Source organism: Streptomyces sp. NPDC050619 (assembly GCF_040654815.1).
In the GTDB taxonomy this organism is placed as follows: Bacteria; Actinomycetota; Actinomycetes; order Streptomycetales; family Streptomycetaceae; genus Streptomyces.
Genome location: NZ_JBFAIR010000017.1, coordinates 1 through 24,660 on the forward strand (window position 1 = coordinate 1; position 24,660 = coordinate 24,660).

Below are 24,660 nucleotides of genomic sequence, written 5' to 3' on the forward strand. Positions count from 1 at the left end.
AGTGCCTCGAAGAACCTCGCCTTCAGCACCTCAAAATCCACGATCCCCGCAACTCCCTGAACTCCAGGGTGTTGCGGGGATCAGTAGAACCCGCGGGGTCGGACGGGGGGCACCGGTGCGTCGATCACACGTCAGTCGCCTCGGGGGCCTGGAAGCCGGTGGTGTCGAGCGTGCAGTCGAACGGCGCGGGGATCTCGAGCTTCTCGCCGAACGGCTTGGTGAGGCGGGCCGTGTAGCCGTCGGCGGTGGGTGCCCACAGCACGGTGGCCTTCTCCTCCTGCATGTCGAGGATCAGGTAGACGGGGACTCCCGCCTTTCCGTACGTCACGACCTTGTCGGTCAGGTCGTCGTCGCGGGTGGCGGAGGAGGTCAGCTTGGCGACGAAGGAGAGGGCTTCTCCGTCGAGGCGGTTGCTGGTCGTCTCGAGTGTCCGCTCGTGTGCTGCGTGGATGTCCGGCCCGTAGGCGCGCTCCACTCCCGGAAAGACGAACAGCAGGGGAGCCTGGCTGATGAGGTGGGCGTCGGGCAGGTGTGGCTCAAGTTGCTTGCACACCAGATTCATGACGCGGGTGTAGTAACCCCTCGGCCACGGCGACACGACGATGTTTCCCCTGATGATCTCGGCCTTGTAGCCGTCCGGCACGTTCAGCCTGTCGAGGTTGTCCAGCATCGCCTCGAAGCTGTGGGGCTCCGTGCCGCTTGTCGTCGGTCGCTCAATCATCAGTGTCATGATGCGCCCTCCCGTTTTGGTCGGCCATACGCCACTCAGGGTAGGCAAGCGAATACGTCCGCCCGCGTGAGTGCCTGCCCTTCACTCTGAGGAGTGAAGTACGCCAACTTCCGCCCGGGAAAAGCCTGTTCCGGCTTGCATTCGTCGCTCTGCGTGCCCATAGAGTCACGGCAACAGAAACGCCCCCGCGGTGCGCGAACACCCGGGGGCTTGACACCAGGAGCCACAACTCCCGATGCGCATTCATCGTACGACGCCCAAGCGCGCCTTTTCGGTGTTCTCGAACGCCCTTCTCCGCGACCGGAGCATCTCCTGGTGCGCGGTGGGCGTACTGACGTACCTATTGAGTCTCCCGGACGAGGCCCGCGTCACCATCCGCACGCTTGCCGATCAGCGCAAGGAGGGGCGGGCCCGGATCGCCGCCGCCCTGCATGAGCTGGAGGATTCCCGGTATCTGCGGAGGGTGGTGCGCAAGAGCCGGGAGAGTGGCCAACTCTTCACCGTCTACGAGGTTTTCGACACTCCGTACGAGGACGAACCACCCGCGGGTGAAGAGGAAAAAGTTCAGAACCTGGCCTCCGGTGAGAGGGCCGTCGCACCGTCGGACGCTCTCCCTTCGGGAGAAAAGACCGGGGAACAAGAACCTCCCTCCCCGCCGCCCGCGCGCGCCGCGCTCGCCGCGAAGCTGCTCGGCTCGCTCGGCCGCACCGACCCCCGGCTCACGCTGGGCGCCGCCGAGGCGCTGCGGCTCGCGCCGCTGGTCGAGGAGTGGTGGGACGCGGGGGCAAGTAGTGCGCAGCTGCGGGCGGCGCTGACGGACGGTCTGCCGCAGCCGGTGTACTCGGCGCGCGCCCTTGTCGAGGACCGGCTGCGCCGTAAGCGCCCGGCGCGGGCAGCCGCGGTGGCGGCCACCCCGGTCACGACCGTCGAGGTCGAGCTGCGCACGCCCGGCGCCTCCGCGTACCGCGAGGCCGCACGGCGGGGCGGGGCGCTGGCGCGTGCGCTGATGCAGGGGCGCGCGGCGGTCGCGTAGGCGCCGACAGACTCCCGGCCGGCGACCGCACGGACCGGGCCCTTCGAAAGAAATGGAGTGCCGATGACCGTCACACTCGTACGCCCAGAGGTGGTATACCGCCGGTATACTGTCCTCATGGCTGACACCACGATCAAGGTCGATCCCGCTGTCCGAGACCGCCTTCAGGAGCTGGCCCGGGAACGTGGGATGAGCATGCGTGACCTCGTGGCCGAGCTGGCCGGGGCCACACCCACCAAGGAAGAGCTGCGCAAGCGGTACGAGGAGACCAAGGCGTACGTCGAGGAGCACTTCCTGGGCAGGCCGTACACCGAAGAGGACGAGAAGGCCGGCGAGAAGCTGTGGGCCGACCTGGAGGCCGGGCGCATCGGGGAGGTGCAGTGACGGGGGAGGAGCGGTATCCGCTGCCGCGTGCCGTCATCTTCGACGACACGGCCGCGCTGGCCCTCGGCGCGGGGAACAGCATGGCCTCGCGACTGGTCGTCGAGGCCGAGAAGGACGCCGCCCTGCGCGTCTACATCCCGGCGCTCAGTCTTGCCGCCGCGGAGCGCGAGCGGGCGGGAGTCGCCGAGCATCTCGGTGCGCTGCCGTCCGTCAACATCGAAGGGCTCGATTTCGCGGCGGCGGCAGCCGTGGGCAAGCGTCTGCGGACCGCGACGGCGGGCGACGAGGAGCAGGACGACAAGGGGGAGGCCGACTGGAGCGGCGCCCATGTGCTGCACCTCGCCCTGCCCACCGTCGAGTGGCCGCGCGGCCGACCCGTCCTGACCAGGACGCCCACCCGGTATCGCGGGACCGGCATCCGTACGATCCGCATCGTCGAGCGGGGCTGACCCGGCTCACGCCCGAGTCACACGAGTGCGCCCCCGGCCGACATCCGGGGGCGTACCCGTACACCTGGGGATCCGGCCTCAGCGCGAGGTCAGCCTCCACAGGTGGTCCGCCGTGCCGTTGTCCGTCCACTGGAGGACCTGGGCGCCGGGAGATGTGCTCATCTGGTCCACGCCCAGCAGCAGTCCGCTGTTGTAGTTGGCGATCTTGTAGTAGCCGTCGCGGGCCGGGATGAGTTGCCAGAGGTGGTCGGCGGTGCCGCTGTTGCCCCAGATCAGGGCCGTGCCACCGTCGGCGGTGCTCATGGTGTTGATGCCCAGCACCAGGCCGCTCTTCTGGTTGACGATCTTGTACAGGCCTGAGCCGGCCGCCACCAGGGTCCAGTTCTGGTCGGTGGCGGTGGTGGGCGTCCCCTGGAGGACCGCGGTGCCCTGAGCGGTGGCCCCGTTCTGGGTGCCCAGGGCGAGGCCGCTGTTCCGGTTGGTGATCTGGTAGCGGCCGGCCAGGGAGGTGGAGGTGCCGCTGGGGGTGACCGTCACGCGGTAGCCGTCGGACGCGTTCATCGTCACCGGCACCGTGATGGAGCCGCCCGAGACCGTGTAGTCGGCGTCCGAGATGGTGATCGGGCCGGGGGAGGCCGTCGTCCGACCGGTGTGCGGGCTGTACTCCACCTTGACGTGGACCGTGCTGCCGAAGGCCGACAGGGAGGAGAGGCCGTTGACCGTCACCGCGCAGGAGCCCGTGCAGCCGCCTGCCACGACGCTGATCTGGTTGCCCGCCGCGTTGCGGGAGGCGAAGCCGTCGATGCCGGTCTGCGCGGGAGGCGTGGTGACGAGCATGTTCCCGGACATGTCGCCGTACCACTTGTACGTCCAGTACGAGCCGTTCGGCGAGCCGCCCGTGCCGGTGAGGGTGTCGCCGAGGGTGCCGTACTGGTTCCAGAAGGCGAGTTCGGCGTCCTGGACGCCGGTCCGCTCGAACTTGGCGACGTAGGGAATGAGGGCGCCGGAGTTGCCCATCTCGGAGGGCGTGCCGTACTCCTCGATCGAGATCGGGCGCGGGCTGATGCCGAGGCTCGACTCCAGCGCGCGGTACGCGGAGACGTGCGCGGCGATGTCCTTGCTGCCGTTCAGCTCGTGCCAGGCGATGATGTCGGGGACGGTGCCGCTGGCCTTGGCGTCCGTGAGGAACGAGCTCATCCGGGACTGGTTCCAGGACGCGTCACTCGGGCCCTGGATGGGGGTCGTGGTGTCCTTCGTCCGGATCTGCTTGTACGTGCGTGCCCAACCCGCGTTGAAGGCACCCGCGTTGGCGGTGTCCCAGGTCCAGTCGGGCTCGTTCCAGATCTCGTACGCGCTGATGTTGGTGGCGCCCGAGGACTTCACGGCGGTGACCTGCTTGTCGACCGCCGACAGCCAGTCGCTCCAACTCACCCATTTGTAGGGGAAGTTCGGGTACCAGTCCGGCATGCGGACGACCACCTTGGAGCCCGAGCGGGCCGCCTTGGGTGCTACGACCAGTGCGTCGCCGCCGGGCTTGGACGCGCCGTTGGGCAGCTGGCTTCCGCCCGGGGCCATCTGCACGTAGGTGTGCGCCTTGAGGGCGCCCGCCAGGCTGTCGGAGGGCGTGGACGCGTCGGCGAGGCCGTAGAGGCTGCCGCTCGCGACGTGGGTGACCGGGCGGAGGGTCTGGTTGGCGTTGACGACCAGGGTGGTGGCGGAGGTGGGGACCGCCTCGGCGGACGGCACGGTGGTCGCGAGTGCCGCGACGGCCAGCGCGGAGGCGCCGAGGGCGGCGGTCAGGGGTCTTGTGCGGCTCATGACAGGGGTTCTCCTAGAAGGAGGGAAGGGGAGGGGGTCGTCAGTCCTTCACCGCGCCCGCGGTGACACCCGCGGCCACGTAGCGCTGCGCGAGGACCAGCAGCACCGCTGCGGGGACGGACGCGATGACGGCGGTGGCCATGATCGCGTTCCACTCCTGGTTGTTGTTGCCGATGTACTTGTAGATGCCGAGGGTGATCGGCCTCCAGTCGCCGCCGCCGTCAAGGGTGTTGGCGAAGACGAAGTCGGACCAGGCCCACAGGAAGCTGAAGAGCGAGACGGTGACCACGGCGTTGCGGCTCACCGGCAGGACCACCGACCAGAAGGTGCGGAAGGTCCCGGCCCCGTCGATGCGGGACGCGGCGATCAGCTCGCCGGGGATGCCCGACATGAACGCCGTGAAGATCATGACGCCGAACGGCACGGCGATGGTGGAGTCCGCGATGATCAGGCCCCACCAGGAGTTGAGCAGGCCCAGGTCCAGGAAGATGCCGTAGAAGCCCATCGCCATGACGATCCCGGGGATCATCTGGGCGACCAGGAGGACCAGGCCGAGGGCGCCGCCGCCCAGCGGGCGGAGCTTCGCCAGCGCGTAGCCGGCGGGGGCGGCCAGGACGAGGGTGAGGGCGACCGTGCCGAGGCCTATCAACAGACTCGTGCCTAGGTACGGCAGCTGGTCGTCGAGGACGGCCTGGTAGCCCTCGAAGGTGGGGTGCAGCGGGAACAGGTCGGGCGGGGTCTTGCGCATGTCCTGCTGCGGGGTGAGGGACACGTTCAGCATCCAGTACACCGGGAACAGCATCAGGGCCGTCAGCAGGAGCCCGATGAGGGTGTAGCGCCGTGACTTCATGCTTCCCGCCTCCTCTGGCCGGACTGCACGCGGATGTACAGCAGGCCGAAGCCCAGGGCGATGAGGATGAGGATGTTGCCGACCGCCGCCCCCGGGCCGAACTTGGGCAGCAGGGTGCCGAACCCGAGCTGGTACGACCAGGTCGCCAGGGTGGACGAGGCGTCGCCCGGGCCGCCCTTGGTCATGATCCAGATCAGGTCGAAGACCTTGAGCGTGTAGACGAGACCGAGGAGCAGAGTGATCGCCGACACCGGGCGCAGCAGGGGGAAGGTGATACGGCGGAACTGCTGCCAGGCGCCCGCCCCGTCCAGGGCCGCCGCCTCGTACAGCTCGCCCGGGATGTTCTGCAGCCCGCTGTAGAGGATGACCAGGTTGAACGGGATGCCGATCCAGACGTTGGCGATGATCACCGAGGTGAGCGCCCAGTCCGGCGAGGTGAGCCAGCCGACCGCGTCCACGCCGAAGAAGTGGAGGAAGTAGTTCACCACGCCCGACTCGCTGTTGAGCATCCACGACCACGAGGACGCCGACACGATCAGCGGGAGCAGCCACGGGATCAGGAACAGCGCGCGCAGGGTCGGGGCCAGGCGGAAGTGCCGGTTGAAGAAGACCGCGAGGGCCAGCCCGATGGCGTACTGGAAGGCGATCGACACGAAGGTGAAGATCATGGTGTGGCGCATCGCCGGGCCGAACGTCGGATCGTCCAGGACCGTACGGAAGTTGTCCCAGCCGGAGAACGGCGCGTCCCCCGACACGAACGACCGCACGGTGTAGTCGCGCAGGCTCAGATCGAGATTGCGGTAGAGGGGATAGACGTAGAACGCGGCGAGGTAGGCGATCAGCGGGGCGACGAAGGCGAGCGCGGTGAGCCTGCTCCTGCGCCTCAGCCGACGCCGCTGCCTGCTCCGTAGCGGCTGGGAGTCGGCCGCCTTCGATACGACCCGGTCCCGTGGTGGGCGGTCGACCCGGGCGATGGTCATGGTGTGGACCTAGCCCTTCTCGGCGCTCGACTGGGCCGTGTCCAGGGCGTCCTGCGGGCTCTTGCCGCCGGACAGGGCCGACTGGACGGCGGTCCACATCGGCTGGGAGATGGTCGGGTACTTCGAGCCCAGGCCGCCGCTGGTGCGACCGCGGGCCGCGGCGAGAGCGGACACCCACGGCTTGAGCTTCGGGTTCGCCGCCACCTGCTCGGTCTGCACGGCGGCCGTCGGGGCGATGTACGTCAAGGTCGTGTCCGTGGCCAGCAGGTTCGTGTCGTTGGTCAGACACTCGACGATCTTCTTGCTGACCTCGTAGCGCGCGCTGTCCTTCTGCACGGGCACGGTGACGAACTCGCCGCCCGTCGGCACCGGCGCCGAACCGCCGTTTTGCGCGGGGATGTTGAGGACGCCGTAGTCGAAGCCGGCCTTGTCGGCGTTGCCGAGCTGCCAGGTGCCGTTCTCGCCGAAGGCGTAGTCGCCGGTGGCGAACTCCTGCCAGCTGGTGGTCTGCGTGTTCTGGAGGACGTCCTTGGGGGCCAGCCCGTCGTCCACCCACTGCTTCCACAGCGACAGCGCCGCCGCGCCCTTGTCGGAGTTCAGCTTGGTCAGATCCCCGCCCGCGCCCCAGAACCACGGCAGGAACTGGAAGCTGCCCTCCTCCGTGTTGATCGCGGAGAAGGTGATGCCCTTCTTCCCGGCCGCCTTGACCTTCTTCAGGGCCGCGGTGAGGGAGTTCCAGTCCTTGATGGACGCCGGGTCGACGCCCGCCGCCGACAGCACCTTCTTGTTGTAGTAGAGGGCGAGCGTGTTGGCGCCGATCGGGACGCCGTAGGAGGCGTCGTCGATGGTGCCCGCGCCGATGATGTTCTTCTGGATCGACGCCGTGTCGAGCCCCAGATCGCTCGTCTTGTTGAGGATCCCGGCCTCGACGAGCGTGGAGACGACCGGGTTGTCCACCAGCATCACGTCGGGCGCGTTGCCCTGCTGGGCCGCGAGCAGCGCCTTGTTGCCGAGGTCGGTGGTGTCGTACGCGGTGCGCTTGACGGTCACCCCCGCCTTCGTCCCGCACTCCGTGACGAGCTTGCCCCACGGGGAGGAGGCGTTGTCGAACTGCGGGTACGGGTCCCAGAAGGTGTACGTCCCTCCGGACGCGCCGGAGGAGCCCGAGCCGTCGTCGGAGCCGCCCGAGCAGGCGGTGAGCGAGGCGAGGGTGCCGACGGCGGCGAGTGCGGCCAGGAGTGTGCGGCGGGTGGGTATCACGGGGTGACCTCGTTGTCGTGGGACGGAAAGACAGGGGGGCTTCAGGAGGTGGGCAGCCAGACGCGCATGCTGCCGTCCTCGCGGTTGGCCCAGGCGTAATAGGGGACGGCGGTCAACTCGACGGGTTCGCTGTCCTGTCGGGGCGACTCACCAGCGGGGGCGTACGGCCACCAGCCCGCCTCCGGGATGCGCCGCCGGCTGCCCGCCGCCACGACCGTGGTGACGCCGCCGAGCAGGTCCGGGCGGTGCTTCACGGCGAGCGGGCGGGTGGTGTCGATGACGATGTCGTCCAGGCCGCCGCCGGGGTGGTCGACGCCTTCCAAGCAGTAGACGAGAGGCCCGCGTTCGATGGCCACGCAGCCGCGTACGGCGTCCACGCGCGGGTCGGCGGCGGTGAGGCGGGGGTCGAGGCCGAGCTCGAGGACGATCCGGTCGCCGGGCGCCCAGGTCCGTTCCAGCCGCAGCCAGCCGTCGTCGGCCAGGGAGGAGTCGTACGTCTCCTCCCCGCATCGCACCCGGAAGTCGCGGCACCACTGCGGGATGCGGAGGGAGAGGGTCCAGGGGCGGTCGGCCGGGGTGTCCTCGACGGTGAGGGCGATGGTGCCGTGCCAGGGGTAGTCGGTCTCGGCACTGATGACGGCGAGGTCGCTTTCGTATCGGCCGGTGACGTACTGGTGGATCTGGAGGCCGTCGTCGTCGCCGCTGGCCAGGTAGTGCTCCAGGGAGGCCAGCAGCCGCATGACGTTCGGCGGGCAGCAGGCGCAGCGGAACCAGCGGGTGCGGCGGGCCGACTGGTCGCCGCCGGGGTCGGTGTGGCCGTCGCGGACCTGGAGCGGGTTGACGTACAGCCAGCCCTCGCCGTCCAGGGACACCCCGGCCAGGAAGCCGTTGTACAGGGTGCGTTCGATCAGGTCGGAGTAGCGGGCCTCGCCGGTGAGCAGGGCCATGCGCCAGCTCCACTGGACGGAGGCGATGGCGGCGCAGGTCTCGCAGTACGCGCGCTCGTTGGGCAGCTCGTACGGGTCGCCGAAGTCCTCCTCGTCGTGATGGGCGCCGAGGCCGCCGGTGAGGTGGGTCTTCGTGGTGGTCATGGCCTGCCACAACCGCTCGGCGGCGGACCGGAGTTCGGCGTCACCGGTCTCGGTGGCGAGGTCGGCCGCGGCGGCCAGCAGGTAGAGCTGCCGTACGGCGTGACCCTCGACGTTCGTCGCCTCGCGCAGCGGGACGCGGTCCTGGCAGTAGGCCTCGCCGCCGAGCAGTCCGTGACCGTGCCGGTCGACGAAGTAGGCGGCGAGGTCGAGGTAGCGGCGCTCGCCGGTCTCCCGGTACAGCTCGACCAGGGCGGTCTCGACCTCGGGGTGGCCGTCGATGCCGTCGATGGGTTTGCCGCTGCCGGGCGGGCCGAAGACGGAGTCGACGTGGTCGGCGAATTTCCGGGCCACGGTGAGGAGTTCGGGCCGTCCGGTGGATCGGTGATGTGCCACGGCGGCCTGGATGAGATGCCCCGCGCAGTACAGCTCGTGGCCCCAGCGCAGGTCCTGGTACCGCTCGCCGCCCTTGACCAGCTGGAACCAGGTGTTGAGGTAGCCGTCGGGCCGCTGGGCGGCGGCGACGAGGGCGGTGATGCGGTCGACGTGGGCTTCGAGGTCTGAGGCCGGCCCCTGGGTGAGCTGCCAGGCCGCGGCTTCCAGCCACTTGTAGACATCCGTGTCGACGAAGGGGTAGGCGCCCTGGAACTCGCCCGCCCCCGTGCCTGCCGCGAGCCGCAGGTTGTGCAGGTTGCCCGCGGACTCGAGGAGGTCGGGGCCCTGCGGGATGGAGGTGCGGGCGTTGACCTCGCGCCGGGTGTGCCAGAGGCCCGCGGTGATGCCGACGGCGGCGGGACGGAACGCGGCGCGGGCGTCCGGGGTGAGGCGGACGGGGCCCAGGGGGGTAGGGCGGGGCATGGCTCTCCGGGGTAGTGAGAAGCGTGTTTGAGCAACCGGTTTGAGCAACCGTTTTCCTGAGGGGAAAGTAGAGGGCAGCGGAGAAGTCGGGTCAAGGGATGCGACAAGAGATTTTTCAGCTTGCCCACGGACTGGAAGTCGATTCCCGTGCCTGTCACGATGGTGGGCACCGCTCCCGCCCAGGAAAAGGTTTGCTCGTGACCCATGCTGCAAGTGCAGGCGCAGGTGCTCCAGGCTCTCCCCCCGCCGGCCCGGCCCGCCTCACCGACGTCGCCGCGCTCGCGGGCGTCAGCGTGGGCACGGCCTCGAAGGCGCTCAACGGCGGCGGGAGGATGCGCCCGGAGACCCGGCAGCGGGTGCTGGACGCGGTGGCGACGCTCGGCTTCCGCCCCAACCAGCACGCCCAGAACCTGCACACCGGCCGCAGCTGGACGGTCGGCCTGATGACCACGGACGGCATCGGCCGCTTCAGCACCCCGGTGCTCCTGGGTGCCGAGGACGCGCTCGGCGCCGGCAAGATCTCGGTCCTGCTGTGCGACACCCGCGGCGACGCCATCCGCGAGCAGCACCACCTGCGCAACCTCATCGACCGCCGGGTGGACGGCATCATCGTCACCGGCCGCCGCACGGACCCGCGCCCGCCGCTGACCGGCGTCAGCGGCCTGGAGACCATCCCCGTGGTCTACGCCCTGTCACCCTCCACGGACCCGGCCGACACCTCCGTAGTCTCCGACGACCGGGGCGGCGCCCAACTCGCCGTAGAACACCTCCTGTCCACCGGCCGCACCCGCGTCGCCCATGTCACCGGCCCCGAACACCATGCGGCGGCCCGCGACCGGGCCCGTCACGGAATCGGGCATCTCACGGACGCCGGACTGGAGCTGTCCACCGGCCGCGTCCACTTCGGCGAGTGGAGCGAGGCCTGGGGCCGCCGCGCCGCCGAAGCGGTCCTGCGTACGGCCCCCGAGACGGACGCCTTCTTCTGCGGCAACGACCAGATAGCAAGGGGCGTCGCGGACACGCTCCGCGAGCGCGGCGTGAACGTCCCCGGCGACATCGCGGTCGTCGGCTACGACAACTGGGACACGATGGCACTGGCCTCCCGCCCGCCCCTCACCACGATCGACATGAACCTCGCGGAGATCGGCCGTATCGCGGCACTGCGCCTGCTGGAGGCGATCGACGCGGAGGGGGGTGCGCTGCCGGGGGCGCATACGGTGGCTTGTCGGTTGGTGGTGCGGGAGTCGACGTGAAGGGGTTACTCCTGCGGTGTCATCTCCCTTCCCTTTCCCTTGACGTGTCGAGCGCCGCATGGGACGGATCGGTCGAATCGCGTGTCCCCCAGGTGGCCGGCTCGGGGCTTGTTCTGGCGGCAGTCCGGCCGACACCAGTGATGGATGGTGTCGGCCTTCTCGTCACGAACATGGTTCAGGACTGGAATGGAGTGGAGTGGAGTGGACTACTGGAAGTCGCAGCCTGGATTGGGGGCGTCCTCGGACAGCGGCGCGCCGTGCGGCAACACGTAAAGGACGTCCAGGACCAGTGGAGTGGTCCCGAGGTTGCGGCCGATATGCACGTAATCGGAACCGCTCGGCTCCGTGATGGAGCTGCCGGCCTGGTAGATGCCGTCGGGTTCGCAGGTCGAATCGAAGTGACTCAGGGTGCCCTGCTTGACAAAGCCATACAGGGGTCCGTCGTGGTAGTGCCACCCGGTGCTCTGACCCGGTGGGACGGTGATCTCCCGGAGGATGTAGTCCTTGTCGCCGATCGTGGTCTGTGAGATTACTGTGCCCTTGACTCCCGGACCGGGAGGAGTGGCCTGGGCGGACCCCGCGACGAGCGACGAGCCGAGGGCTATGACTGTTATCAGCCCTGTGCGGAGTAGGTTGCGCATCGACAGCCTTTCCATGGGGGGAATGGGGAGAGAGGCAGGCGCCCCGACTGTGGAACATGCCTCTCCGCAAGTGCCGTGTTCGTTCCACGATCATCGCGCATCACTGGTGCGTCCCGTGCCCCGGCCACGCCCAGACGTCCGGATGAAGTGCGGGACCTGGCCGCGGAGTTGGCGGCTCACGGCCCTGGCGGAGCGGTGCCGGCACTGGGCCGAGCCGCCCATGGAACTGCGCACTGAGCCAAGCATGGTCAAGCAGTGCGCGGACGCGTTCGAGGCGGTGGGGCTGGCACTGATCGCGGTCGTTCTCGGAGTCTTCGCGGCCCTCGAATCCGAGGTCAGCGCCAGAGCCAACTTCAGGGAAAGAAGCGTGAGTTGAACTGAAGACTCCCCGCATATCGCGACGTAAGGAGCGAGGGGCACGTCTTTTGGCGTGTCAGATCAGACAGCGCTTTTCAGGCGCGGGCCCGGACGATGAGCGTGCCCACTGTGCGCGGACCGGGCGGTGCGGCCAGCACCTGCGTTCGTACGTCCGTGTAGCCGTACCGGTCGAGAAGCCGCTCCCACACCGCCGGCTCGTAGTCCCAGCGCTTCACCACGAGAGGGTCCTCGTCGGGGCCGCGCGGAATGTAGGAGGCCTGGCAGCCGTAGCAGCCCTCCACAGGCGGTCGCTGTGAGAACACCAGCGTGCCGCCCGGCCGCAGCCGCTCACGTACGACCGGCAGCAGAGCGGCCGGCTCCGTGAACCACACTGCCCCGTACACCGAGTACACGGCGTCGAAGGGGTCGGCGCCACGCAGATAGGAGAGCGCGTCCGCACGCACCAGGGAAAGCCCCGGCATGCTGCCCCACCGCTCCTGAGCCGCATGCAGTTGCGCCGCCGACACGTCGACACCGACCGTGTCCATGCCGAGCCGTGCCAGGTGCGCCGCATTCCCGCCCTTGCCGCAGCCGAGGTCCAGCACACGGCCGCCGGGCGGCAGAAGGAGGGGTTCGGCGCCGGGGCCGTGGTCCGGGTACTGGGTCCAGTTGAACCAGGTCGTCTCGCCACGGGCGTTCAGCGGTCGACGCTCGGGCCGCTGCCGCGCGTAGGTGTCCCAGGCGCTCGTCGTATCCGTCACTGCCTGCTCCGCTCATAGGCCGGCCGCCCGGCTGTGACACCGGACGGCTGGAGTGTCGTACATGGGATGCCGGTTGTCAGCCGCTCTTGGGGCTGTCGTGGCATCCGGCGTGGCACTGGTTGCAGTCGGCGGTCGAGCGCCACAGCTCGGCGTCGACCATGTACCCGGCGGCCTGGATCGCGCGCACGGTCTGCTCGCGCGCCGCCGAGGCACCGCCCGGCGCCTGCTCGTCTTCGTTGGTGGGGACGTGGTGGACGAACCTGTCGGCGACGCGCTGGCAGAAGGCCGCGTAGTCGGTGGTGTGCAGGATGAACGCGTGCCATCCGTGGTCGACCAGTTCGCTCGGGGTGAGGGCCTGTCCCGGCAGTTTGCCGGAGGCGGCGATGAAAGCGGCGGCCTGGCCGACGATGCGGCGCGCTGTCTCCGCGTTGATCTCCGGGTGGTCGGCGGTGACACGACGGACGAGCCGGTTCATCAGCTCGGGGGCGAGCAAGGTTGCCGGGTCGGTGGTGCCGACGGGACGTTCTAACGCGATGGTCATGTGTTCCTCCTGTTGTGGACGGGTGACCTCGGGGTTGAGGGTCTGGCCCCGCCTGCTTCCTCGGGGTTGGGGCTGGGAGACGGATGGGAGATGGTGGGGGAGGGGGCGCCGCCCGGGCGGGCGAGATGCCTGCGCTTACGGCGCCGTTCCACAGGGCCTTGCCGCACCAGCGGCACGCCCGTCATGGCTGGTCGGCCGGCGGCACCAGGTCGTAGACCTCGCGACAGGTACGGCAGGCGAAGCGGTTGGCGCCTGAGCTGGAGCCCTGCTGGTCCACGTGAATGAGGCGGACACCTCGCGCGTAGTTCTGGTGCCAGGCGCACCAGCCGAAGGCGGTCGTGGTGTTCGTGGTGTCCGCAGTCTGCGCAGGCTCCGGCATGTCGACTCCAACCAGTCGGCCGCGCCCCGGGAGGCTCCGCCGCCTCGCCGGGGTTTTGTCTTGTCTCCCGACGCTAGGAGCGCGATGTGCAGCGAAACCAGCAATGTGCAGATCTTTGCAAGATGCTCTTTCCACAAGGGAGTTGACGGCTTCGCGCCCTTGACGGGGCCTCTCGTCCGCGCAACGGTGATGCAAAGAATTGCAAGGCTCGTGGATGGAGGCTGACGTGTCGCTACTGTTCGTCGGGATCGACCCCGCCACCGAAAAAGACAAAAGTCCCACAGTGTGGGTCGACCAGGAGAAGCAAGAGATCGTCTTCCAGGGCTGGAAACCAGGCCCCGAACTCGAAGCAGAATGCGCCGCGTTCGAGGTACCGGGACACGGGAAGGGCATCCCGGACGGCGAGGCCGTGATCCGCATTCCGGCCAGGATGGTGAACATGATCAGGGAGGCGTGCGATGCCATCGAGCGAGCCGACATTCGCTGAGCTGCTCGCGGGCTGCACGCGTTCCGCCGTCCACCTGGAGATGCGGGACCAATACGGAGTCAGTGACGAAGCCGACGGCCTCAGCGCCTGGCTGCGCACCGGCCAGCGCGACACGGATCCCGCTTCCGAGCACTGGGCGCCGTGGGTCGACCTGATCTCCAGCGCAGTCGTCCGAGGGGTTGTCGTGCGGCGAGCCCGCATCGTGTCCGAGCCTGTCACCGACTACATCCGGTACGAGCACGCTGGAACGGTCGTCAACGTCCATTCCGGCGAGCACGTGCGCTGGCTGCCCCGCCGCCGCGCCTCGGACATCGCGCTGCCGGGCAACGACTTCTGGCTGTTCGACGACCGTGTGATCCGCTGGAACCACTTCAGCGGCGACGGTGCGTGGGCCGGACAGGAGATCTCCGACGCCCCGTCGGCTGCCAAGCTCTGCTCCGAGGCCTTCGAGGCCGTGTGGGCCCGCGCCGTTCCGCATGACCAGTACGAGATCCACTGACAGGAAGCAGCAGTAGGCCAGCTCATGTCCTTCTCCCCGTCCTCGTCTGCCCAGGCCGCGCGAGAGGCCGTCGCCGGACGGTTGCGTGACCTACGCAGGGAAGCGGGGCTGACGATCACCGAGCTGGCCGGCCGGTGCGGCTGGCACTACTCGAAGACCTCCCGCATCGAGAACGCCCTCACCGGACCCTCGGCGAAGGACATCCGCCGGTGGTGCGCCGTCGCGCAGGCCGAGGACCAGGCACAGGACCTGATCGTCCAGTCCATCAACGCCGAGTCGATGTACAGGGAGTGGCGGCACCAGGTCCGCAGCGGGCTGAAGCACCTGCAAGACGGCTTGGTGCAGTTCTACCGCGACACCGAGCAGTTCCGCGTGTACACGTCCACCGTGGTGCCTGGGCTGCTACAGACCGAGGGCTACGCGGCCGGCGTCCTCGCCATCGCCGCCCGCTTCCACGACCGCCCCACCGATGACATCGCAGAAGCCGCGCGAGCCCGCATGGACCGCTCGCGCGTCATCCACGAGCAGGGGCACCGCTTCGTGTTCCTGCTTGAGGAGTCCGTCCTGCGCTACCAGATCGGGGACGCAGACGCGATGGCGGCTCAGCTCGGCCATTTGTTGACTGCGGGCGCGCTGCCGGCGGTGTCGCTCGGCATCATTCCGATGGCGGTGCGCGAGCGGACGCAGTGGCCGGAAGAGACCTTCCACATCTACGACGACACGCTCGCGTCCGTCGAACTGGTCTCCGCCTCGGTGAACGTCACTCAGCCGTCCGAGATCGCCCTCTACTCGAAGACGTTCGAGCGCTTGCGCAGCATGGCGGTGTACGGGGCGGAGGCACGCGCCCTCATCCTGAAAGCTATCGGGGCGCTGCACTGACCGGGGCGCGCAAGCTCCCGTACCACGCTGAAGGATCCGCGCGACGCAAGGGGCGGCCCCTTCAGGCGTTCGGCTCCCCCTCTTGGGGCACGCCGGACGGCTGCTCGACGACGAAAGATCCTTTGCCGCGCACGGTGACGATCAGCCCACGCTCGCGAAGCTCCTGTGCAGTACGTCGCGCAGTGAGTCGGGCTACGCCGTACTCGTCGGCCAGGTGGTTCTCCGAGGGGATGGGCCTGTCCGGCGCCAGCTCCCCGGACTCGATTTTTCCGGCGATGACGTCGGCCAGCTGAACGTAGAGCGGTCTCGCGCTCATGGGGTCCAGCTTGGCTTTCGGCTCTTCCTTATCGCTCATACGTCCAACGTAGAGCGGCAGGGACCTGCACGATCGTGTGGATCCCTCTGTACTTGTATGCAGAGGGCTGCATCTCGATGTAGCTTCGGAGACGGAAAGACCCCGGCGAGGTGGACAAGACCTCCCGGGGCACGGCCAACGCTTGTTAGGAGCGTCGACATGCACGACCTTATCCGCCGCACCCTCGAATGGCTGCGCCTCCTCTTCGCCCCGGGCACGGGTAAACGGCGCCGCCCCCACCGCCGCCCTTACCCTCGCCTCCACTTCACCGCTGTACGCCCCACCTCGCCCTTGCCCCCGCAACTCCCCCGCCACCGCTCGCCGTACGGTCTCGATCTCCGCCTCGACGGCACCGACTCCGCCCTCGTACGCCCGTATCTCACCGCCCATGACCGGGAAGCCGCCCTCCAGCAGCACCGCCGTCTCGCCCTGGTCCTCGCCGCCGACTTCGGGATCGACCTCGACCGGCACCTGATCGGCGTGGGGGAGGTGGCTGCCTGATGGAGCCGATCGCCGTTCCCCGACTCCTGCCGTGGCAGTCCCTGGAGGGCAAGTCGTGCTTCTTGGTCCCCGGCGGCAGCGGCGGGTATCTCTCGCGCCTCGCCGACGACATGGAAGCCGTACAACTCGCCACGGCTGCGGAGGTGGTGGGCCGCGCCCGGGAGGTGTTGGACGACCCGATGTCTCCGTATGCCGAAGTGCGGTACGCCGGTTTCCGGCTCGCCGAGTGCCTGAACGACGTTCTGCGTGTGGCCGAATCGCGAGGTCTGCGTCTGCCCGGGCCGGACACCGAGGCCGGCGAGGGAGATGAGGGCGCCCTGGATACCGGCGACGCCGGGACCGGTGCTCCCGAGTCGGGAGCCCGCCCATGAGCCCCCGTGCCGTCTACCGGGCGTACCGGCCATGACCTCTTCCGCCGGGTCGTGACCGACCACGCCCGTGTTGGCCGCGACGAGTAGCCTCCGCCGGGAGTCCAGTGCCGCACTCGTTCCGGCCGTGACCGTACGGATCGGCCGGAACGGGACAACAGGACGCGGGACTCCGCCCCCCCGCCAGGCCCGCCGAGCGACCCGATGTTGCCCCGCCGTCTCCACTCAGACGCAGTCGGCCGCAAGCCGCCGAACTCACCGGGGTGCGCCTCCACTAGTGTCCTGAGCCGTTAATTCGTGTGCAGTATGCGGCGAGGGTGTCGAGGATGGCGTCGGCGGTCTTCGTCCAGACGAACGGCTTGGGGTTCTTGTTCCACTCGTTGATCCAGCCGCGGATGTCCCGTTCGAGTTCGGCGACGCTGCGGTGGGCCGAGCGGCGGAGTTTGCGGCAGGTCAGTTCGGCGAACCAGCGCTCGACGAGGTTGAGCCAGGACGCCGAGGTGGGGGTGAAGTGCAGATGGAAGCGGGGGTGACGGAGTAGCCACTTCTTGACCGGCTCGGTCTTGTGGGTGGCGTAGTTGTCGAGAACCAGGTGCAGTTCGATATCGCCTGGAACGGCGTCGATGACCTTCAGGAAGCGCAGGAACTCCTGATGGCGGTGACGGCGGTAGTGCTGGGCGATGACCGAGCCGGAGGTGATGTCGAGGGCGGCGAACAGGCTGGTGGTGCCGTGCCGGACGTAGTCGTGGGTCATCTTCGCCGGCGTGGTCGGCGCCATCGGCAGCACGGGCTGGGTTCGGTCCAGGGCCTGTATCTGCGACTTCTCGTCCACCGCCAGGACCAGAGCGTTCTCCGGCGGGGCGAGGTAGATGCCCACCACGTCGCGGACCTTGGTCACGAACTGCGGGTCGGTCGACAGCTTCCAGGTCTCCACGATGTGCGGCTTGAGGCCGAACGCCCGCCAGATCCGCGAGACGGCCGACTGCGACATGCCCTCCGCCTGGGCCATGGAACGCGTCGACCAGTGCGAATCGCCCGTCGGTGGGGCCTGGTCCAGCGTTCTGGCGACCAGGGCCTCGACCTGCTCGTCCGTGATCTTCCGCGGAGCCCCCGAACGCGGCCGGTCCACCAGACCCTCCAGCCGATCCGCCAAGAATCGGGCCCGCCACTTGCGCACCGTCTCCCGCGAGACACCCAGATCGAGCGCGACCTGCGCGTTCGCCCGACCCTCCGCACACGCCAGCACGATCCTCGACCGCAACACCAACGCCTGAGACGCCGTCCGCTTACGCAACCAGCCCCGCAGCACCCGGCGTTCGTGATCGAACAACTCCAGCGACAACGGCTTCGGACCAGGCACCACCCCATCCCATGACCGCCCTTGAACTTCGGACTCAGGACACTAGCGCGTGAGGGTGCCGAGAACCTTCCCGAGCGTGATGGCCACGTCGAAGTCCCGATCCCATGTGAGTGCGACGAGGTCGTCGAACTCCGCCTCAGGGCGGAGCAGATTGAGGACGTCAGCTTCGAATACTGAGCCCGGTTCTGCGAGGCCGAGCGCCTCGTCGTGGAAGCAGCGGTACGTGTTGCGTGACCGGAACATGACCGAGTACCCACCGTCTACGAGCTCTCCCACGGAGACATCCCACTTCGCTTCAAGCGCCTGCAGTGTGCCGGCGACGCGGTCGGCGTCGAGCGGCTCGGTCAACAGATCCACTCCCACCGCTTCTCGGGCCGAATCCAACGGAAGCGTCTTGTCCCAGAGCACCGAGAGGTGGCGCTCGAAGCCGATGTCCTCGCGAACTGTTTTGTCGAACTCCAGGTAGTCGGTGTCCAGATTCGTACGCATCCAGCGGGTGATCCAGAGGATCGGGGCGTCGATCAGATTCGCCCGCAACGAGCCATTGCCTGCACCGTAGACAGATTCGCGGATGCTCGTCAGCAGCTCTTCGCAGTGGTAGTCCTTGCAGAACCGGAACAAGTGAGCCGACCGCCGTGGCAGACCGTCCCAGCGCGAAGACCGAGGGAGGGGGAAATCAGCCAGAATCGTCTCCAGCTCGCGTTGGAGTCCCGGCTTGGCGGCCGACAACACGAGAGCGTCGTCGTTCTCGTCCCACCGCCCGGCGCTCTCATAGTCGAACTTCGCCTTGCACGAGGCATATACAACGGCTTGAGCACACGTATTGAACAGCTCCGTGCTCACCCGGTACGCAACCTCGCAGTGATAGTTGAGGTTGAATCGGTCGAGCTCTCCGTCGGCGACCCGCTCGAAGACATGCTTCGCCGACAGCACGTCTCTCGCGGCACGGCCGAGGATCCGCTCGACCTCGCCGGACGAGCTGTCGGCGGACGCTTCGTTGGGGCGCAGATCATCGGAGATCTCCTCGATTGTCGAGTCGAGCCGCTGAAGGGTTACCCGAAGCATGCCGCGTACGGTGTCGATGCGGAGCCGCTGCGCCTCGTCTTGGAGCAGCATCGGTTCAATGATCAAGTCGAGGTCTGCCAGGAAGGGGTAGCGGTCGCGCACAAGCGCGTGTCGTCGCCCTCGGGCGTTCTGCTTCGTGAACATCTCGGTTATGACGAGGCCGAGCGCAAAGATGTCCGCCGGCTTGCCGATACCGAGGGCGTTGTTCCTCACCATCTGCTCGGGAGCGAGGTAGTTCCGGTTCACCAAGAGGTCCCCGCGATTCGTGAGCGAGGAGTCCTTGAAATGCGCGATGCCGAAGTCGGCCAGGACGAGCCGGCGGGCATCAGGGTCGACGAGGACATTCTCAGGTTTGATGTCGCGATGCACAATGCCGTCGCCGTGCACGTACGCGAGCGCATCGCAGAGCTGGCGCGCGTAGTCGAGAAGCACGTCAGCATCGGTTTCGTCGTTGATCACGTTTCGCAGCGTCATAGGGTAGAAGTCCATGACGTAGTAGAAGAAGTTCGCGTCCTCTGAACGCGCGTGGATACTCACGACGTTCGGGTGGCTCGATGTCTGTCCGTACTCGATCTCCTGCTTGAAACGCCTGTTGCGAGCGGAGTCCGCGTCACGGTCCTTCTTAATCCGTTTGACTGCGAACACCTGACCGTCGGGCTTACGGCGGACCTTCCACACCACGGCTGATCCGCCCTCTCCCGGAGCTGAATCGCGCTCGTAAGTGACTCCGTCGATGATGAACGGTTCGCGCTTCGGCATGAACCCACCCTACTGACCTCCTCGGGGCGGTGACGTCGGCCAATTGCCGCCAGGACCAGAGCGTTCTCCGGCGGGGCGAGGTAGATGCCCACCACGTCGCGGACCTTGGTCACGAACTGCGGGTCGGTCGACAGCTTCCAGGTCTCCACGATGTGCGGCTTGAGGCCGAACGCCCGCCAGATCTGCGAGACGGCCGACTGCGACATGCCCTCCGCCTCGGCCATCGAACGTGTCGACCAGTGCGAATCACCCGTCGGTGGCGCCTGGCCGAGCATCCTGGCGACCAGGGCCTCGACCTGCTCGTCGGTGATCCCTTCGTGGTGGCCCCGAACGCGGTCGGTCCGCCAGGCTCTCCAGCCAGTTCGCGGCGAACCGGGACCGCCACTTGCGTACCGTCTCTCGCGAGACGCCCAGATCGTCCGCGACCCGCGCGTTCGGCAGGCCCTCCGCGCACGCCAGCACGATCTTCGACCGCAGCACCAGTGCTTGAGACGCCGACTGCTTGCGCAACCAGCCCCGCAGCACTCGGCCTTAGTGATCGGACAACTCCAGCGGCAACGGCTTCGGACCAGGCATCACCCCACCCTATAACCGCAAGCAAACTAACGACTCAGGACACTAGCCCCATGCGCACCCCGGCCGCCCACCGGTTGTCAGCCGCCGTAGGACGCAACGGCCGGGAGCAGTTGTGAAGCCTCAGCGCGCGAAATCAGGGGCCTCTTCCGTGGGCAACGTGCGCGTTGTTCGAAGCGGTGAAAGGAAGTTGGGGAGGACGCTCAGTGTCATACCGGCTGCGCCGATCCACAAGGTGCCTGTTGCTCCGAAAGCAGAGCCCGAGACTCCACCCAAAAGACCACCGAGGGGAATTCCACCCCAGGATACGAATCGAGCTGTTGCGCTCATCCGGCCCAGGAGTCGATCCGGCGTCAGGGCCTGCTGGAAGCTTGATTGAGCTACAACGCGGATGACTCCCCCCATTGAAAGAGCCGCTAGTCCGATCGCAGCCACATACACGCTCCAACCCGTTCGCGCCAACGGCATGAGAACGGTCAACGGACAGGTGACCAGTGACGCGAGCCAGATGACCGGACCTTGCCCGACCCGCTTCGAGACCGTGGTTGCCAACAATGCGCCCAGCAAGGCACCACAACCCATTCCCGACAGAATGAGGCCAATGCCGAAGGATTGGAGACCTATCTCCCGCTCCAAAAAAACAAGCAACATGGTTTGATACATGACCAGGAAGAGGTTGAATATCGTATCCCCCAGCATGATTGCGCGTAGGATAGGGTACTGGAAGGCGAACTTCAATCCCTCCTTGATCTCTCGGCTCAATTGAGGGTGCTCACTCGGCTCTGGCTTCTGTTCGCGTTTCCGGATAGTGATCGCGAGCAGCGCCGACATAGCCATCCCGGCCGAACTCACCAAAAGCGTTGCAGGGGCTCCGACCAGGCCGACCAGCGGCCCTGCCGCCGCCGGTCCACTGATACTGGTCACCGAGCGTATTGCCGACAGTTTTGAGTTTCCTTCCACGAGATTGCTGCGTCCCACCAAGTGCGGGAGATAGCTGACGTACGCGACATCGAAGAAAACTGTCAACACTCCATGAACCAAGGAAACTGCGTAGAGCCACCAGACGGTGAGAAGGTCTGCACGCCACGCCACCGGTATCGTCAAGAGGGCCAGCGCGCGAACGAGATCTGTGCTGATCATCACCGATCGCTTCCGCATGCGGTCCACCCAGGCGCCTGCCGGCAGCCCGACCAGGAGCGACCCTGTCGTAGTCATCGCAGCCAGTAACCCGACCTGGAACTCGTCAGCATTCAATGCCGCGATGGCAACCAGAGGCAACGTCAAAAAGATGATGCGGTCGCCCAATTGGCCGAGGGCGGTGGCGGCAAATAAACGCCCGAAATCCCGATCTCCTAAGAGTCCGAGCCGGGAGTATTTTGGCATTCGTTTCTCCTGCTGTCGGAAGTGAAAAGTCGCGCTGATCGCTTCAACGGCTGTGGATCAAAGGTTGTGGATCAACGTTTACGGATCAACCTCTACGGATAGACGTCTACGGACGGTCGACGCCGAACTCGTAGACCACTTCCCGACGCACGTCCGGAATGACCATGTCGGCAGTTTCCACCGGACGTCCGCCGGTGTCGTAGATGGTCCGCTCGATCTGGAGCACGAGGTCCCCCACGCTGATCCCCAGCAGGTTCGCCTGTGCCTGGGTGGCACGTGCCGGGCGCGGTACCTCGACCACGGTCTCGATGACCACACCGATGGAGCGCATGCGCTCGACCACCCCCTTTCCCGCCAGGGGGCCCATTTCGGGCAGCACGATCGGCGTTCCATCCGTGATAGCCATCGGCTCCCAGGATTCGGAAAGTTGGACGGGGTGCCCCTCAGCGAGAAACTCGTAATGCGTGTTGACGCAGAGGTCTCCGGGGCTGATGTCCAGCCGCTCGGCGATTCCTTCAGGGGCGGGGACGCGCACCTGGCTGTGTGAATCCCAGGCGTCGGCCCGGCCCCGCTCCCTCGCGTCGGACCAGGTGGAGGAGCCGGTCCGGCGCTCGCGGTGCCGCGAGCGGACCAACCGCAGGCGCTGGCGCGGTATGCGGACGTAGGTACCGGAGCCGGCGCGTCCTTCGAGGAGACCGTCGATGATCAAGCGGTCCACGGCCCTCTGCATGACGTTGCGTCCGACCCCGTACTCCTCGGCGAGCCGTGCCCGGGACGGCAGGCGCTCTCCGATCTCCCACTCTCCCGCGAGAATCCGTGCGCGCAGCACATCGGCTACTGCGAGGTACGGCGCCTCTCGGGGCATGGGCAATCCTCCGGTGGTTCTGCTCTGGCGCAGCTGGTCGTTCCCAGGGGGCGTTGGCAAGCTACTGCACCAGGTGAAAGCTGCTGGAGTAGAAATACGCTCGGCGTTCATGCGCCCACGGGCTCCCTGTTGTGGACGGGTGCCCTCGGGGTTGACGGTCTGGCCCCCTTACTGGTCGGGATCGACCCGGACACCGGTAAAAACGGGTCACCTACGGCCTGGATGGACCTGGAGAACGCGGACATCGTGATCCAGAGCTACACAGCCGACGAGAAGACGCGCGCCCAGTGCGTGGACAACACGGCACCTGGGCACGCCAAAGGCATTCCCGACCACGAGACGGTGATCCGGATCCCCGCACGCCTGGTGCCGATCCTGAGGGAGGCCTGCGATGCCGCAGAACGTACCCAGCTTTGACGAGCTCATGGAGGCCGCACAGCGCTCCGCCGTGCACCTCGAAATGCGCGACCAGTACGCCGTCGGCGACGAGGCGGACGACTTCAACACCTGGCTGAGCACCGGCCATCGGGACACCGATCCCACTTCGGAGTACTGGGCGCCGTGGGTCGACATGATCTCCCGCGCGGTCGCCCGCGGAGTCGTCGTACGTCGGGCCCGCATCGTGTCCGAGCCGGTCACCGACTACATCCGCTACGAACACGCCGGAGCCGTCGTCAACGTGGCCGCGGGCGAGCAGGTGCGCTGGCTGCCCCGCCCGCGAGCAGTCGACCTGATGCTGCCGGGCGCCGACCTGTGGATCTTCGACGGGGTGCAGGTCCTGTTCAACCACTTCAGCGGGGACGGCAACTGGGCCGATCCGGATATGGAACTGCGGACCGAGTCGAGCATCGTCAAGCAGTGCGCGGACGCGTTCGAGGCAGTCTGGGAACGCGCCATCCCGCATGACCAGTACGAGATCCACTGACAGAAAGCACCACTGGCCGGCTCATGTCCATCTCTCCGTCTTCCTCGGCCCAGGCCGCGCGCGAGAACGTGGCGCGGCAACTGCGCGACCTGAGAAGAAACGCCGGCCTGACGGTCACCGAGCTGGCCTCTCAATGCGGCTGGCACCACGCCAAGACCAGCCGCATCGAGAACGCCCGCACGCCACCATCACCGACGGACATCCGCCTGTGGTGCCGCGCAGCGGGCGCCACCGATCAGGTCCCCGATCTGATCGCAGCCTCCCAGCACGCGGAATCTCTCTACCGCGAGTGGCGACAGCGCGTGCGCACAGGCCTGGCCAAGCTGCAAGACAGCTACGTGGAGCTGTACCGGTCGACGGGGCTGCTACGCGTGTACTCCCCGGTCCTGGTCCCCGGCCTGGTCCAGACGGAGGGCTACGCGGAGGCCCTGCTGAGCATGAACGCCCGGTTCCTCGACGTCCCCGACGACGGGGCGGAAGCTGCTGCCGCGCGCCTTCAGCGCTCGCAGGTCATCCACGAGCCCGGACACCGATTCGTGATGGTCGTCGAGGAGGCAGTGCTCCACTACCAGCTCGGTGACCCGGAGGCGATGGCCGCCCAGCTGGGCTACCTCCTCACCGCCGGAGCACTGCCGCAGGTGTCCTTCGGCATCATTCCGACGTCGACGCGCGAGCGGACACTATGGCCGCAGGAGACGTTCGATGTGCACGACGACACGCTCGTCTCCATCGAGCTGATCTCCGCCGAGGTGAACGTCACCCAACCGTCCGAGATCGCCTTGTACTTGAAGGCGTTCGAGCAACTGCGCAGCATGGCCGTGTACGGGTCAGAGGCACGCGCCCTGATCCTGAAGGCCATGGAGGCACTGCACTGACCCGCCCCGATCTCCCGATGGGGCGTCAGCCGGCGGGCCCATCCTCCTCGGTCGCGTGCGTGGGCGGCTCGGGCGTCGCAATGACGTACGTCCCCTTCGCGGGCAGGGTTGCGACGAGCCCCCGCTTCCGAAGCTCCACGATGGCCCGACGCACGGTGCCGATGCTCACGCTGTGCAGTTCCGTCATGGCCCGCTCACCCGGCAGCGCGGCCCCTTCGGGCAGCTTGCCGGACGCGATGTCGGCGGCGATGGCGTCTGCAAGCTTCACGTACTCGTATCGCGGGAGATCTGTCATCCCTCCACGGTGACGCACCCCCACGCACACCGCAGAGGCAGAACGCGTCTCACCGCGTCGGAACGCGGTAGGTAGAAGAGGGGTTCAGG

Annotated in this window: 30 protein-coding genes; 13 read left to right on the plus strand and 17 right to left on the minus strand. The window is 67.6% G+C overall.

Annotated features, from left to right (window positions below; all coding sequences use genetic code 11):
- Nucleotides 1-124: 124 nt before the first annotated feature.
- Nucleotides 125-730, minus strand: coding sequence for a Uma2 family endonuclease (locus tag AB0I77_RS26520; RefSeq protein WP_363285188.1), 606 nt, complete (start codon nt 728-730; stop codon nt 125-127).
- A 235-nt stretch (nt 731-965) separates the two neighbouring features.
- On the opposite strand from AB0I77_RS26520, the gene AB0I77_RS26525 reads away from it, so the two are divergent.
- The 3 genes from AB0I77_RS26525 to AB0I77_RS26535 all read left to right on the plus strand — a co-directional run bounded on the left by AB0I77_RS26525 (nt 966) and on the right by AB0I77_RS26535 (nt 2,596).
- Nucleotides 966-1,763, plus strand: a complete 798-nt coding sequence (locus tag AB0I77_RS26525; protein ID WP_363285189.1) for a hypothetical protein — start codon at nt 966-968, stop codon at nt 1,761-1,763.
- Between the two features lie 117 nt (nt 1,764-1,880).
- Nucleotides 1,881-2,147, plus strand: coding sequence for a hypothetical protein (locus AB0I77_RS26530; protein ID WP_363285190.1), 267 nt, complete (start codon nt 1,881-1,883; stop codon nt 2,145-2,147).
- Entirely contained in the window at nt 2,144-2,596 is a 453-nt protein-coding gene (locus tag AB0I77_RS26535) for a hypothetical protein (RefSeq protein WP_363285191.1), read from the plus strand. Before AB0I77_RS26530 ends, AB0I77_RS26535 begins: the two co-directional genes overlap by 4 nt.
- Before the next feature lie 78 nt (nt 2,597-2,674).
- Here the strand turns inward: AB0I77_RS26535 and AB0I77_RS26540 are convergent, their stop codons facing one another.
- Genes AB0I77_RS26540 through AB0I77_RS26560 form a run of 5 tightly spaced genes read right to left on the minus strand, consistent with a single transcriptional unit; the run spans nt 2,675 to nt 9,450 of the window.
- The gene (locus tag AB0I77_RS26540) at nt 2,675-4,414 is read right to left on the minus strand and encodes an RICIN domain-containing protein (RefSeq protein WP_363285192.1); all 1,740 of its coding nucleotides are present in this window, start codon (nt 4,412-4,414) and stop codon (nt 2,675-2,677) included.
- A 40-nt stretch (nt 4,415-4,454) separates the two neighbouring features.
- A complete protein-coding gene (locus AB0I77_RS26545) occupies nt 4,455-5,264 on the minus strand; it encodes a carbohydrate ABC transporter permease (protein ID WP_363285193.1) in 810 nt (269 codons plus the stop codon).
- Nucleotides 5,261-6,244 (minus strand): sugar ABC transporter permease, encoded by a 984-nt coding sequence (locus tag AB0I77_RS26550; protein WP_363285194.1) that lies wholly within the window; start codon nt 6,242-6,244, stop codon nt 5,261-5,263. The genes AB0I77_RS26545 and AB0I77_RS26550 overlap by 4 nt, the downstream gene beginning before the upstream one ends.
- 9 nt (nt 6,245-6,253) lie before the next feature.
- Nucleotides 6,254-7,504 carry an extracellular solute-binding protein gene (locus AB0I77_RS26555; RefSeq protein ID WP_363285195.1) on the minus strand — a complete coding sequence of 417 codons (1,251 nt, stop codon included), beginning with the start codon at nt 7,502-7,504 and terminating at the stop codon, nt 6,254-6,256.
- Nucleotides 7,505-7,545: 41 nt separating this feature from the next.
- The gene (locus tag AB0I77_RS26560) at nt 7,546-9,450 is read right to left on the minus strand and encodes a beta-L-arabinofuranosidase domain-containing protein (protein WP_363285196.1); all 1,905 of its coding nucleotides are present in this window, start codon (nt 9,448-9,450) and stop codon (nt 7,546-7,548) included.
- A gap of 197 nt (nt 9,451-9,647) precedes the next feature.
- On the opposite strand from AB0I77_RS26560, the gene AB0I77_RS26565 reads away from it, so the two are divergent.
- Nucleotides 9,648-10,703 (plus strand): LacI family DNA-binding transcriptional regulator, encoded by a 1,056-nt coding sequence (locus tag AB0I77_RS26565; RefSeq protein WP_363285197.1) that lies wholly within the window; start codon nt 9,648-9,650, stop codon nt 10,701-10,703.
- 206 nt (nt 10,704-10,909) lie between these two features.
- Here the strand turns inward: AB0I77_RS26565 and AB0I77_RS26570 are convergent, their stop codons facing one another.
- Complete coding sequence (locus AB0I77_RS26570; protein ID WP_363285376.1) at nt 10,910-11,344, minus strand: cupin domain-containing protein; 435 nt, start codon at nt 11,342-11,344, stop codon at nt 10,910-10,912.
- 220 nt (nt 11,345-11,564) lie between these two features.
- On the opposite strand from AB0I77_RS26570, the gene AB0I77_RS26575 reads away from it, so the two are divergent.
- On the plus strand, nt 11,565-11,720 hold the full coding sequence (locus tag AB0I77_RS26575) for a hypothetical protein (protein ID WP_363285198.1): 156 nt from the start codon (nt 11,565-11,567) through the stop codon (nt 11,718-11,720).
- 76 nt (nt 11,721-11,796) lie between these two features.
- On the opposite strand, the gene AB0I77_RS26580 is transcribed toward AB0I77_RS26575, so the two are convergent.
- The 3 genes from AB0I77_RS26580 to AB0I77_RS26590 all read right to left on the minus strand — a co-directional run bounded on the left by AB0I77_RS26580 (nt 11,797) and on the right by AB0I77_RS26590 (nt 13,382).
- Nucleotides 11,797-12,462, minus strand: a complete 666-nt coding sequence (locus AB0I77_RS26580; protein WP_363285199.1) for a class I SAM-dependent methyltransferase — start codon at nt 12,460-12,462, stop codon at nt 11,797-11,799.
- A gap of 76 nt (nt 12,463-12,538) precedes the next feature.
- A complete protein-coding gene (locus AB0I77_RS26585) occupies nt 12,539-13,003 on the minus strand; it encodes a hypothetical protein (protein ID WP_363285200.1) in 465 nt (154 codons plus the stop codon).
- 181 nt (nt 13,004-13,184) lie between these two features.
- The gene (locus tag AB0I77_RS26590; RefSeq protein ID WP_363285201.1) at nt 13,185-13,382 is read right to left on the minus strand and encodes a hypothetical protein; all 198 of its coding nucleotides are present in this window, start codon (nt 13,380-13,382) and stop codon (nt 13,185-13,187) included.
- A gap of 226 nt (nt 13,383-13,608) precedes the next feature.
- On the opposite strand from AB0I77_RS26590, the gene AB0I77_RS26595 reads away from it, so the two are divergent.
- The 3 genes from AB0I77_RS26595 to AB0I77_RS26605 are packed head-to-tail and all read left to right on the plus strand — an operon-like array spanning nt 13,609 to nt 15,247.
- Nucleotides 13,609-13,869: a hypothetical protein gene (locus tag AB0I77_RS26595; RefSeq protein WP_363285202.1), complete on the plus strand. Its 261-nt coding sequence runs from the start codon at nt 13,609-13,611 to the stop codon at nt 13,867-13,869.
- The gene (locus AB0I77_RS26600; RefSeq protein WP_363285203.1) at nt 13,841-14,368 is read left to right on the plus strand and encodes a DUF6879 family protein; all 528 of its coding nucleotides are present in this window, start codon (nt 13,841-13,843) and stop codon (nt 14,366-14,368) included. The genes AB0I77_RS26595 and AB0I77_RS26600 overlap by 29 nt, the downstream gene beginning before the upstream one ends.
- A gap of 24 nt (nt 14,369-14,392) precedes the next feature.
- Nucleotides 14,393-15,247 carry a helix-turn-helix transcriptional regulator gene (locus AB0I77_RS26605; RefSeq protein WP_363285204.1) on the plus strand — a complete coding sequence of 285 codons (855 nt, stop codon included), beginning with the start codon at nt 14,393-14,395 and terminating at the stop codon, nt 15,245-15,247.
- A 61-nt stretch (nt 15,248-15,308) separates the two neighbouring features.
- Here the strand turns inward: AB0I77_RS26605 and AB0I77_RS26610 are convergent, their stop codons facing one another.
- Nucleotides 15,309-15,602: a GntR family transcriptional regulator gene (locus AB0I77_RS26610; RefSeq protein ID WP_363285205.1), complete on the minus strand. Its 294-nt coding sequence runs from the start codon at nt 15,600-15,602 to the stop codon at nt 15,309-15,311.
- Between the two features lie 159 nt (nt 15,603-15,761).
- Between AB0I77_RS26610 and AB0I77_RS26615 the strand changes: the two genes are divergently transcribed.
- Complete coding sequence (locus tag AB0I77_RS26615) at nt 15,762-16,103, plus strand: hypothetical protein (RefSeq protein WP_363285206.1); 342 nt, start codon at nt 15,762-15,764, stop codon at nt 16,101-16,103.
- The gene (locus tag AB0I77_RS26620) at nt 16,103-16,474 is read left to right on the plus strand and encodes a hypothetical protein (RefSeq protein WP_363285207.1); all 372 of its coding nucleotides are present in this window, start codon (nt 16,103-16,105) and stop codon (nt 16,472-16,474) included. Before AB0I77_RS26615 ends, AB0I77_RS26620 begins: the two co-directional genes overlap by 1 nt.
- A gap of 271 nt (nt 16,475-16,745) precedes the next feature.
- Here the strand turns inward: AB0I77_RS26620 and AB0I77_RS26625 are convergent, their stop codons facing one another.
- The 5 genes from AB0I77_RS26625 to AB0I77_RS26645 all read right to left on the minus strand — a co-directional run bounded on the left by AB0I77_RS26625 (nt 16,746) and on the right by AB0I77_RS26645 (nt 22,476).
- Nucleotides 16,746-17,831, minus strand: a complete 1,086-nt coding sequence (locus tag AB0I77_RS26625) for an IS630 family transposase (protein WP_363285208.1) — start codon at nt 17,829-17,831, stop codon at nt 16,746-16,748.
- Nucleotides 17,832-17,873: 42 nt separating this feature from the next.
- A complete protein-coding gene (locus tag AB0I77_RS26630) occupies nt 17,874-19,655 on the minus strand; it encodes a serine/threonine-protein kinase (protein ID WP_363285209.1) in 1,782 nt (593 codons plus the stop codon).
- Nucleotides 19,656-19,901: 246 nt separating this feature from the next.
- Nucleotides 19,902-20,180, minus strand: a complete 279-nt coding sequence (locus AB0I77_RS26635; protein WP_363285210.1) for a helix-turn-helix domain-containing protein — start codon at nt 20,178-20,180, stop codon at nt 19,902-19,904.
- A 171-nt stretch (nt 20,181-20,351) separates the two neighbouring features.
- The gene (locus AB0I77_RS26640; protein WP_363285211.1) at nt 20,352-21,611 is read right to left on the minus strand and encodes an MFS transporter; all 1,260 of its coding nucleotides are present in this window, start codon (nt 21,609-21,611) and stop codon (nt 20,352-20,354) included.
- Nucleotides 21,612-21,717: 106 nt separating this feature from the next.
- The gene (locus tag AB0I77_RS26645) at nt 21,718-22,476 is read right to left on the minus strand and encodes a GntR family transcriptional regulator (RefSeq protein WP_363285212.1); all 759 of its coding nucleotides are present in this window, start codon (nt 22,474-22,476) and stop codon (nt 21,718-21,720) included.
- Nucleotides 22,477-22,698: 222 nt separating this feature from the next.
- Here AB0I77_RS26645 and AB0I77_RS26650 point away from each other — a divergent pair, with 222 nt between their 5' ends.
- From AB0I77_RS26650 to AB0I77_RS26660, 3 genes are read left to right on the plus strand one after another with little or no spacing between them, the layout of a single operon-like run.
- Nucleotides 22,699-22,893, plus strand: coding sequence for a hypothetical protein (locus tag AB0I77_RS26650; protein WP_363285213.1), 195 nt, complete (start codon nt 22,699-22,701; stop codon nt 22,891-22,893).
- Nucleotides 22,868-23,401: a DUF6879 family protein gene (locus tag AB0I77_RS26655; RefSeq protein WP_363285214.1), complete on the plus strand. Its 534-nt coding sequence runs from the start codon at nt 22,868-22,870 to the stop codon at nt 23,399-23,401. The genes AB0I77_RS26650 and AB0I77_RS26655 overlap by 26 nt, the downstream gene beginning before the upstream one ends.
- Nucleotides 23,402-23,424: 23 nt before the next feature.
- Nucleotides 23,425-24,276, plus strand: a complete 852-nt coding sequence (locus AB0I77_RS26660) for a helix-turn-helix transcriptional regulator (protein WP_363285215.1) — start codon at nt 23,425-23,427, stop codon at nt 24,274-24,276.
- A gap of 25 nt (nt 24,277-24,301) precedes the next feature.
- On the opposite strand, the gene AB0I77_RS26665 is transcribed toward AB0I77_RS26660, so the two are convergent.
- A complete protein-coding gene (locus tag AB0I77_RS26665) occupies nt 24,302-24,571 on the minus strand; it encodes a winged helix-turn-helix domain-containing protein (protein ID WP_363285216.1) in 270 nt (89 codons plus the stop codon).
- Nucleotides 24,572-24,660 lie beyond the last annotated feature (89 nt).

Coding starts and splice junctions, on each gene's coding strand:
- AB0I77_RS26520 (WP_363285188.1), bottom strand. CDS start 730: ATGACACTGATGATTGAGCGACCGACGACAAGCGGCACGGAGCCCCAC.
- AB0I77_RS26525 (WP_363285189.1), top strand. CDS start 966: ATGCGCATTCATCGTACGACGCCCAAGCGCGCCTTTTCGGTGTTCTCG.
- AB0I77_RS26530 (WP_363285190.1), top strand. CDS start 1,881: ATGGCTGACACCACGATCAAGGTCGATCCCGCTGTCCGAGACCGCCTT.
- AB0I77_RS26540 (WP_363285192.1), bottom strand. CDS start 4,414: ATGAGCCGCACAAGACCCCTGACCGCCGCCCTCGGCGCCTCCGCGCTG.
- AB0I77_RS26545 (WP_363285193.1), bottom strand. CDS start 5,264: ATGAAGTCACGGCGCTACACCCTCATCGGGCTCCTGCTGACGGCCCTG.
- AB0I77_RS26550 (WP_363285194.1), bottom strand. CDS start 6,244: ATGACCATCGCCCGGGTCGACCGCCCACCACGGGACCGGGTCGTATCG.
- AB0I77_RS26560 (WP_363285196.1), bottom strand. CDS start 9,450: ATGCCCCGCCCTACCCCCCTGGGCCCCGTCCGCCTCACCCCGGACGCC.
- AB0I77_RS26570 (WP_363285376.1), bottom strand. CDS start 11,344: ATGCGCAACCTACTCCGCACAGGGCTGATAACAGTCATAGCCCTCGGC.
- AB0I77_RS26575 (WP_363285198.1), top strand. CDS start 11,565: ATGGAACTGCGCACTGAGCCAAGCATGGTCAAGCAGTGCGCGGACGCG.
- AB0I77_RS26585 (WP_363285200.1), bottom strand. CDS start 13,003: ATGACCATCGCGTTAGAACGTCCCGTCGGCACCACCGACCCGGCAACC.
- AB0I77_RS26590 (WP_363285201.1), bottom strand. CDS start 13,382: ATGCCGGAGCCTGCGCAGACTGCGGACACCACGAACACCACGACCGCC.
- AB0I77_RS26600 (WP_363285203.1), top strand. CDS start 13,841: ATGCCATCGAGCGAGCCGACATTCGCTGAGCTGCTCGCGGGCTGCACG.
- AB0I77_RS26605 (WP_363285204.1), top strand. CDS start 14,393: ATGTCCTTCTCCCCGTCCTCGTCTGCCCAGGCCGCGCGAGAGGCCGTC.
- AB0I77_RS26610 (WP_363285205.1), bottom strand. CDS start 15,602: ATGAGCGATAAGGAAGAGCCGAAAGCCAAGCTGGACCCCATGAGCGCG.
- AB0I77_RS26615 (WP_363285206.1), top strand. CDS start 15,762: ATGCACGACCTTATCCGCCGCACCCTCGAATGGCTGCGCCTCCTCTTC.
- AB0I77_RS26620 (WP_363285207.1), top strand. CDS start 16,103: ATGGAGCCGATCGCCGTTCCCCGACTCCTGCCGTGGCAGTCCCTGGAG.
- AB0I77_RS26630 (WP_363285209.1), bottom strand. CDS start 19,655: ATGCCGAAGCGCGAACCGTTCATCATCGACGGAGTCACTTACGAGCGC.
- AB0I77_RS26640 (WP_363285211.1), bottom strand. CDS start 21,611: ATGCCAAAATACTCCCGGCTCGGACTCTTAGGAGATCGGGATTTCGGG.
- AB0I77_RS26645 (WP_363285212.1), bottom strand. CDS start 22,476: ATGCCCCGAGAGGCGCCGTACCTCGCAGTAGCCGATGTGCTGCGCGCA.
- AB0I77_RS26650 (WP_363285213.1), top strand. CDS start 22,699: ATGGACCTGGAGAACGCGGACATCGTGATCCAGAGCTACACAGCCGAC.
- AB0I77_RS26655 (WP_363285214.1), top strand. CDS start 22,868: ATGCCGCAGAACGTACCCAGCTTTGACGAGCTCATGGAGGCCGCACAG.
- AB0I77_RS26660 (WP_363285215.1), top strand. CDS start 23,425: ATGTCCATCTCTCCGTCTTCCTCGGCCCAGGCCGCGCGCGAGAACGTG.
- AB0I77_RS26665 (WP_363285216.1), bottom strand. CDS start 24,571: ATGACAGATCTCCCGCGATACGAGTACGTGAAGCTTGCAGACGCCATC.